Annotated in this window: 16 protein-coding genes, 1 tRNA gene and 1 pseudogene; 12 read left to right on the top strand and 6 right to left on the bottom strand. The window is 51.2% G+C overall.

Going from position 1 to position 15,897, the window contains the following annotated elements:
• Positions 1-178: 178 nt before the first annotated feature.
• Positions 179-1,231: an EAL domain-containing protein gene (locus H6G21_RS23850; protein ID WP_190576823.1), complete on the top strand. Its 1,053-nt coding sequence runs from the start codon at positions 179-181 to the stop codon at positions 1,229-1,231.
• A 14-nt stretch (positions 1,232-1,245) separates the two neighbouring features.
• Here the strand turns inward: H6G21_RS23850 and H6G21_RS23845 are convergent, their stop codons facing one another.
• Positions 1,246-1,650, bottom strand: a complete 405-nt coding sequence (locus tag H6G21_RS23845; RefSeq protein ID WP_190576821.1) for a DUF4359 domain-containing protein — start codon at positions 1,648-1,650, stop codon at positions 1,246-1,248.
• A 193-nt stretch (positions 1,651-1,843) separates the two neighbouring features.
• Here H6G21_RS23845 and H6G21_RS23840 point away from each other — a divergent pair.
• The 5 genes from H6G21_RS23840 (at position 1,844) to crtB (ending at position 7,759) form a co-directional block, all read left to right on the top strand.
• A tRNA-His gene (locus H6G21_RS23840) sits at positions 1,844-1,916 on the top strand.
• Between the two features lie 269 nt (positions 1,917-2,185).
• A complete protein-coding gene (locus tag H6G21_RS23835) occupies positions 2,186-3,121 on the top strand; it encodes an ABC transporter ATP-binding protein (RefSeq protein WP_190576819.1) in 936 nt (311 codons plus the stop codon).
• A gap of 158 nt (positions 3,122-3,279) precedes the next feature.
• Positions 3,280-4,941 (top strand): hypothetical protein, encoded by a 1,662-nt coding sequence (locus H6G21_RS23830; RefSeq protein WP_190576817.1) that lies wholly within the window; start codon positions 3,280-3,282, stop codon positions 4,939-4,941.
• A 428-nt stretch (positions 4,942-5,369) separates the two neighbouring features.
• A complete protein-coding gene (gene pds, locus H6G21_RS23825) occupies positions 5,370-6,791 on the top strand; it encodes a 15-cis-phytoene desaturase (RefSeq protein ID WP_190576815.1) in 1,422 nt (473 codons plus the stop codon).
• Positions 6,792-6,826: 35 nt separating this feature from the next.
• Positions 6,827-7,759: a 15-cis-phytoene synthase CrtB gene (crtB, locus tag H6G21_RS23820; RefSeq protein WP_190576813.1), complete on the top strand. Its 933-nt coding sequence runs from the start codon at positions 6,827-6,829 to the stop codon at positions 7,757-7,759.
• A 228-nt stretch (positions 7,760-7,987) separates the two neighbouring features.
• Here crtB and H6G21_RS23815 read toward each other — a convergent pair whose 3' ends face one another.
• Both H6G21_RS23815 and H6G21_RS23810 read right to left on the bottom strand, forming a co-directional pair.
• Positions 7,988-8,335 (bottom strand): DUF760 domain-containing protein, encoded by a 348-nt coding sequence (locus H6G21_RS23815; protein ID WP_190576812.1) that lies wholly within the window; start codon positions 8,333-8,335, stop codon positions 7,988-7,990.
• Between the two features lie 191 nt (positions 8,336-8,526).
• Complete coding sequence (locus H6G21_RS23810) at positions 8,527-9,399, bottom strand: shikimate dehydrogenase (RefSeq protein ID WP_190576810.1); 873 nt, start codon at positions 9,397-9,399, stop codon at positions 8,527-8,529.
• 323 nt (positions 9,400-9,722) lie between these two features.
• On the opposite strand from H6G21_RS23810, the gene H6G21_RS23805 reads away from it, so the two are divergent.
• Both H6G21_RS23805 and H6G21_RS23800 read left to right on the top strand, forming a co-directional pair.
• Positions 9,723-10,643 carry a cyclase family protein gene (locus H6G21_RS23805; RefSeq protein ID WP_190576809.1) on the top strand — a complete coding sequence of 307 codons (921 nt, stop codon included), beginning with the start codon at positions 9,723-9,725 and terminating at the stop codon, positions 10,641-10,643.
• Positions 10,640-10,843, top strand: a complete 204-nt coding sequence (locus tag H6G21_RS23800) for a hypothetical protein (protein ID WP_190576807.1) — start codon at positions 10,640-10,642, stop codon at positions 10,841-10,843. Before H6G21_RS23805 ends, H6G21_RS23800 begins: the two co-directional genes overlap by 4 nt.
• A 6-nt stretch (positions 10,844-10,849) precedes the next feature.
• Here H6G21_RS23800 and H6G21_RS23795 read toward each other — a convergent pair whose 3' ends face one another.
• The 3 genes from H6G21_RS23795 to H6G21_RS23785 all read right to left on the bottom strand — a co-directional run bounded on the left by H6G21_RS23795 (position 10,850) and on the right by H6G21_RS23785 (position 13,306).
• Complete coding sequence (locus H6G21_RS23795) at positions 10,850-11,293, bottom strand: globin family protein (RefSeq protein WP_190576805.1); 444 nt, start codon at positions 11,291-11,293, stop codon at positions 10,850-10,852.
• A 325-nt stretch (positions 11,294-11,618) separates the two neighbouring features.
• Positions 11,619-12,617 carry a hypothetical protein gene (locus H6G21_RS23790; RefSeq protein WP_190576803.1) on the bottom strand — a complete coding sequence of 333 codons (999 nt, stop codon included), beginning with the start codon at positions 12,615-12,617 and terminating at the stop codon, positions 11,619-11,621.
• 101 nt (positions 12,618-12,718) lie between these two features.
• Positions 12,719-13,306: a Uma2 family endonuclease gene (locus tag H6G21_RS23785; RefSeq protein WP_190576801.1), complete on the bottom strand. Its 588-nt coding sequence runs from the start codon at positions 13,304-13,306 to the stop codon at positions 12,719-12,721.
• Positions 13,307-13,835: 529 nt separating this feature from the next.
• Here H6G21_RS23785 and H6G21_RS23780 point away from each other — a divergent pair.
• The 4 genes and pseudogenes from H6G21_RS23780 to H6G21_RS23765 all read left to right on the top strand — a co-directional run.
• On the top strand, positions 13,836-14,054 hold the full coding sequence (locus H6G21_RS23780) for a hypothetical protein (RefSeq protein WP_190576799.1): 219 nt from the start codon (positions 13,836-13,838) through the stop codon (positions 14,052-14,054).
• A 376-nt stretch (positions 14,055-14,430) separates the two neighbouring features.
• On the top strand, positions 14,431-15,294 hold the full coding sequence (gene hchA / locus H6G21_RS23775; RefSeq protein ID WP_190576797.1) for a glyoxalase III HchA: 864 nt from the start codon (positions 14,431-14,433) through the stop codon (positions 15,292-15,294).
• A gap of 70 nt (positions 15,295-15,364) precedes the next feature.
• A complete protein-coding gene (locus H6G21_RS23770; protein WP_190576867.1) occupies positions 15,365-15,547 on the top strand; it encodes a hypothetical protein in 183 nt (60 codons plus the stop codon).
• 73 nt (positions 15,548-15,620) lie between these two features.
• Positions 15,621-15,776, top strand: a pseudogene (locus H6G21_RS23765) (integrase core domain-containing protein); the annotation flags it as partial.
• Between the last annotated feature and the right edge of the window lie 121 nt (positions 15,777-15,897).

Genomic DNA, 15,897 nt, shown 5'->3' with positions numbered 1-15,897 from the left:
TCTCACTCCAGATTTCAACCCATAACTCGGCAGCCATTGGGTGCTTAACAGATATTACGGTGTTGGCTTCTGCCATTCACCAAAACCTAAGTGTTCCCCTTCTTTTGAGTTCAGTTGTCTGTCTATGCAATGCCCTTCATCGACTTTGAGACTAGGGTTGAATCACGCATACCTGAAGATGGTGATTCAGCCTAGTGATCCCTCGGTTGAGCAATGTCTTACCAGCCTCGGGTACCGACCCATTCCTTCAGTGCCGCAGTTATGGCAACGTGAGATTTTATCTGGGCAGATGGTTGCTGCTTTACGGCAGCTCAGCCATCTGGTGACGGAAACGGGACAGCAGTCTTCCCGTGGGATGATTACGGCACTCTCACCGGAATCCCCCCAATTTTTCTCAGAATTTTTGAAAGCCCAATCTCTCAGCGACCTCACCCGCTTAGTCCGTCATAGCTGGTTTGTTTCTTTACTATCGCAACAGCGATTATTTTTTCACTATCAACCGATTTTTCGGCTCGATTCAGGACAAGTTGTAGCCTATGAATGCCTCGCGCGGGGAATGATGGACGATGGCCAGGAACTCAGTGGACAGCAATTAATTGATGCGGCTAAAGCAACGCAGTTAACCCATGAGTTTGATCACTTGGCGCGGGAGGTGTGCTTGCAATCTCTGGCTTTATTGCTGCAGGAATCTGTTGATTTGCAAGCACAGCAGTTTTTTATTAATGCAGTCCCTAATGCGATCGCCGCAAATCCAGCCATCCTGGAACAGCACCTACAACAAGTCATGAATCTGGGGATTCAGCCGCAACAAATTGTGTTTGAACTGACGGAAATTGAGGCAGTCCGAACCAAAAGCCAGGTGGCTCAGGCCATTCAGCGGATTCGAGACTGGGGCTGTCAACTCGCGATCGATGATCTGGGGAGTGATGTGGCGCTCAATCACTACTGTTTAGAATTTCACCCCGACATTCTCAAACTAGATCGGGCCATGGTGGATGGTTGCAGTCGTCACCCCGTCAAACAAGTCTTGCTGAAAAGCATGGTGCGAGCGGCCCATGATATGGGGATTCAAATTTTGGCCGAGGGAATCGAGCAGCGCGAGGATCTGCAATTTTGCCAGGAAATTGAGGTGGACTTGGCCCAAGGATTTGCCCTAGCTCGCCCGAGAACACTGTTACCGCAGGATCAATCGCGGAGGGCAGAAACCCGTTTGGCGGACTGGGCCTGGTAACACCTTCGGATCCCTTAAAACCGTTTCGATTCCGTGCGATAGACATAGAACTGACCGAGAACCCCGATCGTTTCTAGGTCATAACCCGTGGGAATGGGCAAAGCTGACAATAACGGCGACATTTCGTTGGGCACCACCGATCGTAGAGATAGCTGGGTTTGGTAAGCGCTAAAGAACCAGTAATTCTGACGCTGGGTATTGCCCCGAATGAAGGCTTTGACCTGTTCCTGATTTTCTTCCACCAGCCGTGGACATTGCTTGGCAAGCCCCAGAGGCACCTGGGGGCACAGTTCCGATTTCATTTGATCGATCGCAAAGGCTTCAAAAGAACTCGGCTCAGGATTGGTAGCCACCATCAAGGCTCCAATTCCCAGCCCCACAAGTACGGAAACGCCTGTAATCCATTGCCCAGCTTTCATGCCAATGATGCAGATGATCCAACGTTAACGCTTTCTAGGGTAGCGGTTAATGGCTGCCTCCACTGAGCAACGGGGGCAGATCTCAAAGTGGTTAGCGCCCCCATTGGGTGGGTCTGTTCACCATCACTGACAAAAAATTTTGGAAACCTATTCCCATTTTTTAAAAAAGTCGCTATATTTGTATACGCGCATGGCGAGCGTAGCCAAGTGGTTAAGGCAGCGGATTGTGGTTCCGCCACTCGGGGGTTCGAGTCCCCTCGTTCGCCCTTCTAGTTGAAGGACATCTATTGAAATATTAGTTCTAGCCCGGTCATTGGCATTGATGGCTGGTTGGTATCCCAAAGAGTTGGGGTATTGAAAGCTAGTGCCTTAGTTGGCGTTGGCTAGGAGTTCCTCCTGGTAGTTAGCTCCTGGTAGTTAGTACTACCGCCAGAATTATCCAGAGTTATCCAGAGTTATTAGGTTTATTGCTTTTCTCGACACTTGCTAAACCCCTTGGCCACAATGGAGCTAGTTTTTTGCAAGCCGGGAATTCATGTTGTTGATCACCCGTTCTCTGACTAAGCAATTCGATCGCAAACTTGCGCTCGATCGCGTCAACTTGGAACTGCGGCAAGGGGATGTCTATGGTTTAATCGGCCCTAATGGCGCGGGCAAGACGACCTTGCTGCGATTATTGGCGCTGGTGGATGAACCAACGACGGGAGAAATTTTTCTGGAGGGCGCACCCCTGCGCTATGGGGAACATTTGCCAGAACTCAAGCGCCGCATCGGATTTTTGCCCGATGATTTTCCCCTCTATGAAGATCTGACCGTTTGGTTCTATTTAGATTACGTGGGACGTTTGCAATACCTCACGGAACCCCATCGCGCCCAAAGGATCCAAGAAGTTCTAGCGTTGGTGGAATTAGAAAGCAAGCAGCAGAGTGTGATCGGGACGCTCTCCCGAGGAATGCGGCAGCGACTGAGTTTAGCCCAAGCCATTTTGCACAAACCGTCTCTTTTGTTATTAGACGAGCCGGTTTCGGGGTTGGATCCTTTAGCCCGATCGCAGTTTCGTCGCATTATCAAACAACTACAAGCCTCTGGGATGACGATTTTGATTTCCTCCCACATCCTGAGCGATTTGGAGGACTTCTGTACCGCGATCGGCATCATGGAACAGGGTCGCTTAGTGGAAAGCTCGGTCCTGTCTGACCTATATGAACGACTGAGTAGCCAGCACGTCTTGATTTCCGTGGTGGATGACTTGGAGAAGCTGCAACGGTACCTCAGCGATCGGCCAGAAGTGACCGGGATCGAACTTGCCAACGATCGCACGCTGAAATTGACGTTTGCAGGCAATGAAACCGATCGGGCTGCGCTGCTACGCGCCATTTTGAACGCTGACATCGCAGTCACAGAGTTTTACACCACCCAGGAAAATCTAGAGTCGATCTTCCTCAAGATGGATTACCAACGGACTTCCTAGATTCGCTGCCGTTTACTGGCTGCATAGTGTGGCGCGATCGACGACAAGTCGCCATGACAAGTCGCCATGACAAGTCGCCATGACAAGTCGCCATCATCATTGCACCCACCTCAGTCAGCGACTTCTGAATTTTCACAAAACATCAATTGCAGATTGACATGATCTATCCTGCTTGGCTCAATCAAATTGGAGATCGCAATCCCCAGCTACTCCGGGAATGGCGGGGTCGGCTTCAGGTTCGTAGTTTCCTCGTCACCCTAGGGCTCGTGGTTTTAGGCGAAGTCCTGTTTGCGACCTCCTATATCAATCGTTTACCTGGCCCCGATCGTTCCTATAGTGTCTTTTGCCTCAATGGCTACAGTCCCAACTGTCTGATTGATTGGGGGGGATGGTGGTTGAGTATGTTTCGGGATCTCAATTGGCTCATGCCCTTTGTGATTTTTCTACCGGGAATCTATGGGCTGATTACGGACATCAACCAAGAGCAGCAGAAAGGAACCTTAAACGTCCTACGCCTCAGCCCCCGATCGAGCCAGAATATCCTGCTCGGCAAACTGCTGGGCGTGCCATCCTTGCCCTACACCGCCCTCCTGGTTGCCTTTCCCCTCCATGCCTACGTTGCCTTGCAGGTACCCAATGGTTTGGGCTTTTTAATTAGCTACTATGCGGTCTTTGGGCTGACGGGGGCGGTGTTATTTACCGCTGCGCTCTTTATTGGCTTTACCGGACGCGGGGGCCAAAATATGCCCATGGCTTGGGTTTCGGGCAATGCCTTGGCAGGGTTGGCCTTAGCAGGGTTGGTCATCATTCCGAGCCTATGGACTTGGAACAGCATCACCGTCTGGAACTTTTTTCCGCAGTTCCTCACGACTTGGAGTAATGGGCCAGCCAGTCGGGTGGACTGGTTTACGATGCCGATTAACCGCAATCCCTTCCTAGCCCATCTGTTTACCCTCAGCAATTTGGCCATCATTACTTTTCTGCTTTGGAAGATTTTGCAGCGCAGTTTCCGCAATCCCAAAACTACGTTGATCAGCAAACGCCAAAGCTATGGCATCGTCGGCTACGGTACAGTGCTGATGGTGGGCTTTGCCATGCAATCCGACTACGTGACGGATAAGCTTTCCCAGGATTATTGGCTGGGGATTGTGAGCCTGTTGAGTAGTGCCATGACCATTGCCTTTTTGCCTCTGGTACTCAGCCTCTCGATCCCGCGTCAAATGGCCTTGGACTGGCTTCAGTCTCGCAAAGCCGTTGCCCTGCACCATCGAGAGCAAACCGGAAAATGGCCGTCTCCCTGGCGTAAAGCGGCCCTCTCGGATTTGATCTGGGGCGAGAAAAGTCCTGGTATTCTGCCGATCGCAATTAACTTGCTACTGGTAACCGTTACTTTACTGTTGCCGTTGTCCTTTGTGGAGAACGCCGATCAATTCCGAGCCATCTTAGGGCTCGGGATCGGAGCCTCGCTGGTGTTGCTCTATGGGTTGATTGTGCAGTGGATGCTGCTGCTGCAAACGCCGAAGCGTACGATTTGGGCGGTGGGGAGTCTGTCATTTGCGGTGCTTTTTCCACCCCTAGCGGCGTTTATTCTAGTCATTGGCAATAGTGACAGCCTTTTGGCTAAGTTTTTAATGTTATTTTCCCCAGGGTTTTGGACCATCTTAGGCCCCGATTTAGGCACCGATCGCACCTTAGCAACAGGCATTGGGGTGATTGCCTTAATTGTTCAATGGATCCTAATTGCTGGCATTGGGAATACCCTCTGGCTGCGTTATCGGCAATTGAGCCGAGCCTTACAGCCTAGCGATTCTGTTGCCTAGTCGCCTGACCCAGCCCTCGCTCTGCTGGAGTGTATGGCGTCTATCGCGCAATCCCTCTCCCTCAAAACTAGGCCAATTACACCGACTCAAACAGGTTCTCAACCATGCCAATGTCTCCAACTACTGAGATGGGGGCATTTTTTTCGATCGAATTCTGGAGATTCTCTCTTTGGAGCGTCCCAGAATGTAACGGCTTGTAACGTATAATCAGACAAATATCCTCAGACATTAGATTGTCTTTAGATATTGGGTAACTAGGATCGAGTAACTAGTGAGCAACTAGTAAGCAACTAGTTAGTCTTGAAGACTAGCGTCAGGGGTTAACGTTCGAGGGAAAGCCCTTTAGCTGTTAACGTTTTAGGTTAGAGCTTGTCTGTTGTTAGCACTTGTCGCTAGCGTTTGTTGTTTAAGTTCGCGGAAGGGTCTTCATGCGTGTTGCGATCGCCGGAGCCGGCCTAGCAGGGCTTGCTTGTGCCAAATATCTGGTTGATGCAGGCCATCAGCCGATCGTTTATGAAAGCCGAGATGTTCTGGGGGGCTTGGTAGCTGCCTGGAAGGATGAGGATGGCGATTGGTATGAAACCGGGCTGCACGCCTTTTTTGGAGCCTATCCCAACATGCTGCAACTGTTGCAGGAATTAGGGATCTCCGATCGGCTGCAATGGAAAGAACACGCACTGATTTTTAACCAACCGGAAAAACCGGGCACCTACTCCTACTTCAAAGTGCCGGATATCCCGGCTCCCTTCAACGTCATCATGTCGATCGTGAATAACAACGACATGTTGTCCTGGGAGCAAAAGTTCCGCTTTGCCGTTGGGTTATGGCCAGGGGTTGCCTTCGGCCAGAAGTACGTGGAAGACATGGACAAGTACAGCCTCTTGGAATGGCTGCGCAAGCAAGGTGTAGACGATCGGGTCAATTCCGATGTGTTTATCGCAGCGTCCAAAGCCTTGACGTTCATCAACCCCGAAGATGTCTCCGCCACGATTCCGCTAACAGCGATTAACCGCTTCCTGCGGGAACGCTACGGCTCCAAGATTGCCTTCCTCGACGGTTCCCCCACCGAGCGGCTCTGTCAACCGATCGTGGACTACTTCACCGAACGCGGTGGCGAAGTTCACTTAGAAAAACCACTGAAGGAAATTGTCCTCAACGACGATGGTTCCGTGAAGCATTGGGTCATGCGCGGGCTGAATGGCCAACCCGATGAGATCGTCGAAGCTGACCTTTACGTCTCTGCCCTCTCTGTAGACGTGATGAAGGTCTTAATGCCTAGCGCTTGGAAGCAGATGCCCTTCTTCCAGAAATTAGAGGGTTTAGAGGGCGTGCCTGTGATCAACCTGCACCTCTGGTTCGATCGCAAATTGACGGACATCGATCACTTGCTCTTCTCCCGATCGGACTTGCTAAGCGTCTATGCCGACATGAGCATCACCTGTAAGGAGTACGAGGATCCAGATAAATCCATGCTGGAACTGGTGCTAGCCCCTGCCAAGGACTGGATTGATAAATCCGACGAAGAAATTATTGCTGCCACCCTGCAGGAACTGGAAAAGCTGTTCCCTCAGCATTTGAAGGGCGAGAATCCTGCTAAGCTTCGTAAGTATAAAGTGGTGAAAACCCCGCGATCGGTTTACACGGCCTCTCCGGGTCGCCAAGCCTATAGACCGGATCAGGTGACACCCATTCACAATTTTTATCTCGCAGGTAGTTACACAATGCAGCGTTATCTTGGCAGTATGGAAGGTGCTGTGCTTTCTGGTAAGCTATCAGCGCAGGCGATCGCCAAAGCGCACCCCGCTAATTCCACGGCTGGAGCACCCCGTGCCCTGGCGACTGCTGGTTAAGAACATCCTTTGCCAACCTTCGCATCTGCACTAGAATGCTGCAATTGCCTGAGTCTCCGCGTGTGAAAAAGTCCCTGGCTTCGGTCGAAACTGCCTACGAGTCCTGTCGTCAGGTGACAGCGGACTTTGCGAAAAGTTTCTATCTCTCGACCTTGCTCATGCCTCCAGAGAAACGTCGGGCAATTTGGGCAATTTATGTCTGGTGTCGGCGCACAGACGAACTGGTGGATGGGGCGGACGCTAAAAATACGACCCACGAAACCCTAGACGCCTGGGAAGAGCGCCTCGAAGATCTATTCACGGGGCATCCCCATGATGATTTCGATGTAGCGCTGGTCGATACTCTGGAGCACTACGATTTGGATATCCAACCCTTCCGCGACATGATCGAAGGGCAACGGATGGATCTCTATCGCAACCGCTATGAGACCTTTGAGGAGTTGGAGCTGTACTGCTACCGGGTAGCGGGTACCGTGGGACTCATGTCTACCACCATCATGGGGGTCGATGAGTCAGCCCGGACAGCTCCTTGGAACTGCCATCATCCGCCTTACTTACCGATTAAAGAAGCGGTGGCCTTGGGGATTGCCAACCAGCTCACCAATATTCTGCGGGATGTGGGGGAGGATGCTCGGCGGGGACGGATTTATCTGCCGTTGGAGGATCTGCATCGCTTTAACTACACCGAAAAAGACTTGTTGAACGGGGTGCTGGACGATCGCTGGCGGGCTTTGATGAAGTTCCAGATTCAGCGGGCTAAGCAATTTTTTGAAGAGGCCGATCGGGGGATCACGTTCCTCAGCGTGGATGCGCGGTGGCCGGTGTGGGCAGCGTCCATGACCTATAGCTGGATCCTCGGAGAAATCGAACGAAACCAGTACGATGTCTTCAGTAAGCGGGCCTATGTCTCTACAGGGCGGAAGTTGCTCGCCCTACCCGTTGCCTTGATGCGAGCCAAGGTGCTGTAGCCTGGTGTTATAGCCTGTGGTGTTGTAACCCCTGATGCTGTCCCAACGGCAGCGCATTGAATTAAGGCAGGTAAATAAAAACTTCGATCGGGGAGGCAATGTTGTCTCCCCGATCGTCGTGTTTCATGTCAGTTGGTAAATTTTCAGTCGCTTAGTCAGTCGCTTAGTCAGATGCTTAGCCAGGTGAGCTGCTTAGCCAGTCCCTTGGTCTGGCGCTTAGTCAGAGGCTTAGTCTAAATCCGAAGACCGCATTGAGGAATCGAAAATTTGGTCTTCGAGTTCCATGCGCTGTTCCATCTGCCGGAGGAAATATCCGGTCAGCATGGCCGATGCAAGCAGTCCCGCCAAATTTTCTCGATCGGTGGTGACTTTTACCTGAAAGCCCTCCGATGGCAATACGCCCAATAGACCCTGGACGTTATGGGAAATAATTTGTTTGACCTGGGGACTGACGGAACGGGCAACCCGCTCCAAAACCTCCGGTGGCTGATGTTGCAAATACCGCAGCAGGGCATTGGCATCCATCATTTCACTATCGATTCTTAAATAATTTGCACTGTCTGGATCAAAAGACATGTAGTTCAGCAAACACGATAAATCCTATTGTTGCATTTCTTGAGAAAATGTGCCCGTTTTCCCAAGAAGTCCATCAATTTGTGCTTTCAGGCGTTGGGCTACATCCCGCAGCGATCGCCCAAAGGCAGGCTATTACTAGGATGTGGGCACTAGGATGCGGGCATTAGGATGCGGGACTTGAGGGAGGTAGGCTAAATCAGGCCGAGGTGCTTTTGCAGAGCGTGGCGCATGGTGTCCACCGGAACCTGGGCTTGCTGCGTCCAAATTTTGAGGGCGGCGGCTCCCTGTTGTACCAGCATTTCTAGGCCGTCGATCGCGAGGGCTCCCCGATCGTGGGCTTGGCGCAGAAATTGGGTCGGGTTGGGAATGTAAATCAGGTCGTAGGCGATGGCTTGGCTGGAGATTAAGTTCGCTTCGGCGATCGTGAGGGGCGATTGGTCAACCTGGGGATGCATGCCGATCGGGGTCGTGTTGACAATTAAGCCAGCGGTGGGAAGCAAGTCCGGCAGCGCTTCCCAGGGATGTACAGCGAGAGACTCGGCGAAGGGAGATCCCTGCCAACTGTCTTGAAAGTGTTGTAGTTTGTCGGGGTTGCGTCCCACGACTTGGATGGTTTTGCACCCCAGTTGAGTACAGCCTGCCACAACTGCGCGAGCGGCTCCCCCGTTGCCTAAACATAGGACATTGACGCTACTCCAATCCCGATCGAGGGATTGCAAGGGGGCCAGAAATCCGGCGACATCAGTATTGGTGCCGCACCAGCCTGCTTCGCTGCGCCAGACAGTGTTGACTGCTCCCACGGCACGGGCCAGGGGGGAGACTTCGGTGAGGTGAAAGATGATGGCTTGTTTGTGGGGAATGGTGACGTTAAACCCCTGGAGACCAACGGCGGAAAACCCCGCGATCGCGTCGGTCAAGTTTTTGCCTTGCACGGGGAACGGCAGGTACACCCAATCGAGGCCCATTTCGGCGAGGGCTGCATTTTGCATGACGGGGGACAGCGAATGCTCGATCGGATCGCCAATAATGCCCAGTAGTTTTGTTTTGCCAGTAATGGTGAGCATTGCGATTTCAACTCCCAACAAATTGCCTTTCTGATTGTAAAGGCTTGTCTTGTTGTAAAGGCTTGTCTTGGCGCTTGAATCGGTGTGTTGCGTTAGGCAGGATTCCAATGGAACGATCGAGTGTAACGCTTAAGTTTTTCTAGCGAACTCGCTCGGTCAAGGAGTAGGTCAAGTAAACTGCAAAAATTAACCAACGCTTCTGGTATTGCAGCATGACTCAGTTAATTTCACAATTCGACCCAGCTATTGGATACCCAGTGATTTCCTGGACACCCAGTGATTGAATCGCTGATTGATAACAGACAATTGAGCCAGAAACAGCCATGAAAATATTCAGATTTCTAAGTTTTATCATTATCGTTGGTGCAATCATTGCTTGCTCAATTGCGATTGCTCAACCCAGCCCTCGTCCGCCACTCTGGCAGGTCTATCAAAAATCCCTCAAATCAGCGAAATACGTAGACCTCACCCATACGATTACACCCACTATCCCCGTTTGGGCTGGATTTGGGCAACCTAAATTTTCCCCTACAACAGCTCCCAAAACTGGCAAAGCCTACACCTATACCAAGGACGGATTTGAAGCAACCCACTACAATCTACCCACCGATCAACTAGGAACTCAACTTGATCCCCCCGCCCATTGGAACCCTGACTATCCCGCCATTGATGAATTACCCCCTACCTTTGCCATCCGACCGTTAGTCGTAATTCCCATGCAGGACAAAGTTGCCAAAGATTCAAACTATGCACTGCAAGTTCAGGATATTCTCAATTGGGAGCGGCACCATGGCAAAATTCCCGAAGGAGCAGTCGTGTTTGTCCGTTCCGATTGGTCAAAAGCATGGCCCAATCCCAAATTAGCTACCCTGACTCAATTTCCAGGGGTATCCCTAGCAGCATTACAATTCTTGCATCTAGAACGTAAAATTCTGTTCCATGGCCACGAGCCACTCGATACAGATAGTACGCCAACGCTGGAAGGAGAAGCTTGGTTACTCAGAAATGGCTATACCCAGGCTGAAGGAGTAGCCAACCTCGATCGAGTGCCTGAAACTGGTGCCTTGGTGACGATCGGGTATCCCAAATTTCAGGGAGGGTTAGGTGGCTATGCCCGCTACATTGCTATCTGCCCACCCAACTGGCGCTATGGAGTATCGATAGGCCAACTGCCTGAAGCACCTCTGGCCAAAGCTGCCAAGCCCCTGCACTGGGATGAAAAAATTGGTGTACGGGTACGGTGACATCAACGGTGGTGGGACTAGCTCTGACACAACACCTAGCACTCCGTCTTGTGCTTTGGCACCATGGCTATGCCCCACCCCGCTATGACCTGTTATTAAACTACTATACAGATCGGCTCCTCCTGCAACGCATCGGTGGGCGTTACCGCTTCATGCACAAAACGCTACAGGATTACTTCGCCGCCATGGAATTGGATTAACCGGATTTAGGAACGACCACCGCAAGGGGTGAGAATCGTTTCAGGATACTCCGTACCGCTGAGCATCACTTCCGTCACCGTTGCATAGGCCTCCCGCCAAGCCTGTTCCACGGCAGGCGTCCAACCTTCCGCCAAACAGATCGCAAACGCCGTAAGCAACGCACTACCCACCATCGGGTAATGCTCCGGCAATACGCCATACTGAACATGACGACTGCCCAACCCCTGTAACCCCTGGGTCAACGCCTCTGGCTCCCGCAGACTCTTCACCAGAAACACCAAGGACTTAAACAACTTTTTGGCCTGTTCTGGCATGGCCGTATGGGCAAAGAGGGGCTGCACCTCTGGATAATCGGCAAACAGCGTCCCGTAAAAGTGAGTAGTAAATTCTGCTTCCTGGGCTTGAACTTGCGCAAAACTAGATTCCAATAACTCGATTTGTAACGTCATTCAGCCGTGCCTCTGTGTAACTGAGCGAAAGTTAGGTTCTCTGGGTAGTGTGTCAAATTCGCTCCGATCGTTCTATGAGGTAGCTCATAGTCGATCGACAATGTGCGCTCCCCCAATTTTTCGGAATCCGGGGAACTGGGCAGTATTGGCCTGAATGTTCGATCGCAGGTTCGATCGCCCTAACGCCTCCTTCATCAGGCTTAATCATGGCTGTGTAGCAGCAGCATGACCGTGTAGCAGCATGACTGGCCGAGGAATTTAGGGCGATCGCAGGTTTGTCAATCCCGTAGCGTTTGGCGAGACTATCGCCCCATAACTATCGACACTATCGCCCCATAAAAGAGGTTCTGGGATACACCGTGACATCAACCTGGTACGCACCTCGGTTGTCAGAGGTTTTACCGTCGTTGATCAGGAAATTGATGGTTCCGCTATTCTCAGCGAAAAAGCTATTGGTATATCCGCCCATGGCCCATTTCCCCTCACCCACCTGCACGAGTAAGGCTCCAAAGGGAAAGGCAGACACTTTGTTATACATCGTTCCGCCGTCGGACTGTCCAGCGGGGCCTGAGGCTCCGACCCATTTACCCAGCAGCACCGATCCCTTGGCTAGGAATGAAATGTAATCGCCTTTACAGACTTGGACGCTGGCGATCGCTTGGTTGCTATTGCCAGGAATATCAAGGGTGGTGGTAGTGGCACGGGAATTGCAAGCGACATCCTGGGCGGGAACTCTACCGTATACAGCATCCAAGAAGGGATATTCATACTTCTGGGAAAGCTGATTAAGTAGTTTGAGTTGTCGCAGTGTAGATTCGCTTTGAATGCTGTAGAGACTGGGGAGCCATCGCTGGGCAAATGCATTATTTGCAGATTGGGCAATGGGACGATTGAACATAGTTTGCACGAAGGTATTCGTCAAGAAGTCGTTGGAGCCCGGTAGCATGGAAAGGCTATTGGACAGATTTTGATCTTCTCTTTCAAGCTGGGTGTAGACTTCGATCGATTTATCCCATTCCGTCAGTAAGAGATCAAAAAATTCTTTGAGTTCTGGCGCGATGCCCTTGCGATCGATGAGCATGAGGGTGTCCCGTCGGGCAGCCAGTTGCTCGGATGTGCTTCTTTGCTTATTGCCTTCAATTTCAACTTTGTCTTTGCGATAGGTAGTGAAGGCTTTGATGGTGGCGGCGCGCATGGCGTCGGAGGCAGGCTGGGCTAGGGCAGCGGAGCGGCTACCGGGGAGGGAGATCTGGAGGCTGAGGGGAAGGGTGAAGCCCAATAACAGGAGGCTGGTTTGGAGAATTGAGCGGGTGAGGAAGGTCATCTGCTTATACTCTCTGGAAGTAATTTATGAAGTATGTTAACGCTTCAGGCTTGCAGAGAGGCTGGACGATCGATAGATTCCGATCGCATCACCCTATCGATTTATCGCCCTGCACGGAGGAGGGCTTCGGCGGTGAGATCGAGGCTGGGGAAGGTGGGGGACTGGATGAGATCGCGCCCTTGGAAGGCGGTGAAGTGGTAAGTACCGTCGGTGAGGGTGCCGATCTGAACGGTGGCGCGATCGGGATCGATGATCCAATATTCCGGGATGCCGCGTTCTGCGTATTCGATGGGTTTTTCTTGGTAGTCCCTGTCCCAGGAGGTTTTGTCTTTGAGGCTGTTGGAGACGACTTCAACGACGAGGAGCGGGGCAGGACTGGTGGCAGGGAGGATTCTGCCGTCTTGCAGAATCGCGGCTTGGGATGCGTCGCTATGGATAATCAGGTCGGGTTGGCGAGCGTTGGCTTTGCTGGAGGTGGTGGCGATTTGGTGGCCAATGACGATGCGGAAATAGGGGATGCCTTGGCTGAGGAAAAGGGAGAAGAGATAACTCGCGATGAGTGGATTTAACGGATGTTCAGCGCCCATTGCAACAAGTACTCCGTCTACCAGTTCGTAGCGGGTGTCGGTGCCGTCGTCATAGTGCAGGAATTCCTCTAGGGTTAGGGATTTCGGTTGGGCAATGCTCATGGGGGATCTCCTTTGCTTGCACCGGGGTAATTTCTATTTTACTGGCCGATCGGAGTGGCCGATCGCGGTAGTTCGGGCGTTCTGATGCGTTGGGACTACGGGTGCTTAATGATACACAGAAAAGATTTTTTAAATACGGATTGACAGAGCCACTATTTCTTCGTAGGGTAGTTTCTCATAGCGATCGCCATGGACATCCTTCTTTCACGAGACGGTTTGTACGAAGCATGGGGTCGCTGGGTTCCAAAAATTTAGGCCACTACCTGGGATTGCAGCAACAACCCCAAGTAGCTATTCCCCCTCGCTGAGGTACCAGCAAGGCGGCTTGTTGAGAATTTTAACATTCGATCGAGCCACTCTTGTTTGTGATGTCAAACGGGGTGGCTCTAAATTTTTGGGCTTCTTAGAATTGCCCTTAGCCCCAGCCCTTTTCCCACAGGAGAAGGGAATCAGCAGTTTAGTTCCCTCTCTCGGAGGTAGAGGGCTAGGGTGAGGGCGGAAATTCACTACACCAAGGAGAAGCTCAATTATGGCGAAAGATTCTAGCGATCGGGGCGATCGTGAAGTTCAACCTGAGAAACAACGGTTACAGATCCACTTAATCGGTCACAAGGAGTTCGTGCAGGATACGATTAATCAATTCCATGCGCATCGGATCGCAGATCGGATTCATTGGAGTCAACCGATGAAGATTGTCCATTCGGATGGGCAATACATCAGCATATTGAGTCGCGAACGGTTGCGTTAACAGTTTAAGGATTGGTATCCCACAGGTTACGTTGGTTGTTTAGCAGTCTGTGGGTACCTCACCTGTAGGTTTTTACTCAAACGAGGTGTTTGATTCCTAGAGAATCGATCTAAATCGATCTAATTAGGATTTTTGGATATTAGGCAGCGAAGGCAACTGAGGAGAGTGGAAGAAATGCTGAAATCTCTAGTATTTTGATTTGGCAAAGGTTAATATACGAAAAATCTAGTCATCCTGATATCCCAATTTTCCAATTAGATAGAATTTTTCTATCCATTTGGGGTCTATGGGGGAATCAGGCAGAAAAAATCGATCTAATAATGTAGTTAGCACACCCACCTCACCACCCCATTACCTAAAGCCTAAAGAGAGAACTATGAGCGATGCACGATCAGAAGATAAGCGCCCAGTTCGAGACCCAGCAGAAGATAACGCTTTCTTCCCTTCTCCCTATTCGTTAAGTCAGTTCACGTCCACCAAGTCGAATCTGAGCGATGCGGACTATCCAAATCGCTACAAAGGTGGTCGCTGGAAGATTCTGGTGGTCGGAGCCGATGAACGCTACCTGCTCACGGACAACGGGACAATGTTCTCTACTGGCAACCATCCGGTGGAGACACTGTTGCCGATGTACCATCTTGATAAGGCTGGTTTCTCGTTCGATATCACAACACTCTCTGGTAACCCGGTCAAATTCGAGCTATGGGCGATGCCGATCGAGGATACGGAGGTCATGGAGTTGTTTGCGAAGTATCGTGACCAGTTCAAGAAGCCCTTGAAGCTTGCAGATGTCGTCAAGAAGGCTCTCGGGGGTGATTCTGACTATATAGGTGTCTTTATCCCCGGTGGTCATGGTGCTCTCATTGGTCTGCCCGAAAGCGCGGATATGAAAGCAGTCCTGGAATGGGCCGCCGAGAGCGACAAGTTCATAATTTCCTTATGCCATGGTCCTGCTGCTTTTCTTGCCGTTGGCAAGGATTCGCCTCTTGCTGGCTATAAAATCTGCGCCTTCCCAGATGATCTTGACGCCCAGACCCCCAGCATCGGCTATATGCCGGGTCATCTCACGTGGAAGTTCGGTGAAAAGCTGAAGGAAATTGGAATCGAGATCGTGAACAAGGATATCTCTGGTGCAACGTATCAGGATCGAAAGATGCTGACGGGAGATAGCCCCCTTGCCGGAAATGCGCTCGGCAAGCTTGCTGCTAGCACAATTCTTGAAGCTATTGGCAAAGACTGAGCCCAGAGGTGCTGAGTAAATAACTACGCATGCTAACAACCCGGCTGGAGCGGACTGTTGGGAGATCTTGATGAAAATCGATTCTGAAATAGAATTGGGAAATGACATGGGTGATGAGGTCGAGATTATGACAGTTCGACAACCCCGCTATAGCAAAGAGGCATTCGCTCAACGTGGCAATGCGATCTATGAATCTCAAGTGCGATCGCAAGTCGAAAAAGGCAATCACCGCAGAAGCGTCGCGATTGATTAACGTGATACTTTGTGAACGATAAGGAGCACAGTTTACGAGTCTCGCTTTCATCCAATGCTTGGAGCAAGTAGCGATTCAAACCAGTCATGATGGAAAGGCGCGCGCCTATGACAACATCTTTGTCGAACGATTGTGGCGTTCAGTTAAGTATGAGGAGGTTTGGCTCAAATCCTATGACTCAGTATCAGAGGCATTTGAGGGGATAGAACAGTATTTCCACTTCTATAGCTAAAGCCAGCGACCTTAGGACGTAGACTAGAAGGGAAGTGAGTAATTCCCCCTGCTGACCATGGCCCGCCCCTACAGTGAAGATTTTCGACGCAGAGTCATCGAAGCGATCGAATTGGACG

The organism is Alkalinema sp. FACHB-956, from assembly GCF_014697025.1.
Taxonomy (GTDB): Bacteria; Cyanobacteriota; Cyanobacteriia; order Leptolyngbyales; family Leptolyngbyaceae; genus Alkalinema.
This window is presented reverse-complemented; position numbering and strand designations above follow the sequence as displayed.

Bases quoted from the DNA above. Each gene is read 5' to 3' on its own strand.
- H6G21_RS23770 (WP_190576867.1), top strand. From the start codon at position 15,365: ATGAAAATCGATTCTGAAATAGAATTGGGAAATGACATGGGTGATGAG.
- H6G21_RS23830 (WP_190576817.1), top strand. From the start codon at position 3,280: ATGATCTATCCTGCTTGGCTCAATCAAATTGGAGATCGCAATCCCCAG.
- H6G21_RS23780 (WP_190576799.1), top strand. From the start codon at position 13,836: ATGGCGAAAGATTCTAGCGATCGGGGCGATCGTGAAGTTCAACCTGAG.
- H6G21_RS23785 (WP_190576801.1), bottom strand. From the start codon at position 13,306: ATGAGCATTGCCCAACCGAAATCCCTAACCCTAGAGGAATTCCTGCAC.
- pds (WP_190576815.1), top strand. From the start codon at position 5,370: ATGCGTGTTGCGATCGCCGGAGCCGGCCTAGCAGGGCTTGCTTGTGCC.
- H6G21_RS23795 (WP_190576805.1), bottom strand. From the start codon at position 11,293: ATGACGTTACAAATCGAGTTATTGGAATCTAGTTTTGCGCAAGTTCAA.
- H6G21_RS23815 (WP_190576812.1), bottom strand. From the start codon at position 8,335: ATGTCTTTTGATCCAGACAGTGCAAATTATTTAAGAATCGATAGTGAA.
- H6G21_RS23845 (WP_190576821.1), bottom strand. From the start codon at position 1,650: ATGAAAGCTGGGCAATGGATTACAGGCGTTTCCGTACTTGTGGGGCTG.
- H6G21_RS23850 (WP_190576823.1), top strand. From the start codon at position 179: ATGGTGATTCAGCCTAGTGATCCCTCGGTTGAGCAATGTCTTACCAGC.
- H6G21_RS23805 (WP_190576809.1), top strand. From the start codon at position 9,723: ATGAAAATATTCAGATTTCTAAGTTTTATCATTATCGTTGGTGCAATC.
- H6G21_RS23790 (WP_190576803.1), bottom strand. From the start codon at position 12,617: ATGACCTTCCTCACCCGCTCAATTCTCCAAACCAGCCTCCTGTTATTG.
- H6G21_RS23835 (WP_190576819.1), top strand. From the start codon at position 2,186: ATGTTGTTGATCACCCGTTCTCTGACTAAGCAATTCGATCGCAAACTT.
- crtB (WP_190576813.1), top strand. From the start codon at position 6,827: ATGCTGCAATTGCCTGAGTCTCCGCGTGTGAAAAAGTCCCTGGCTTCG.
- H6G21_RS23810 (WP_190576810.1), bottom strand. From the start codon at position 9,399: ATGCTCACCATTACTGGCAAAACAAAACTACTGGGCATTATTGGCGAT.
- hchA (WP_190576797.1), top strand. From the start codon at position 14,431: ATGAGCGATGCACGATCAGAAGATAAGCGCCCAGTTCGAGACCCAGCA.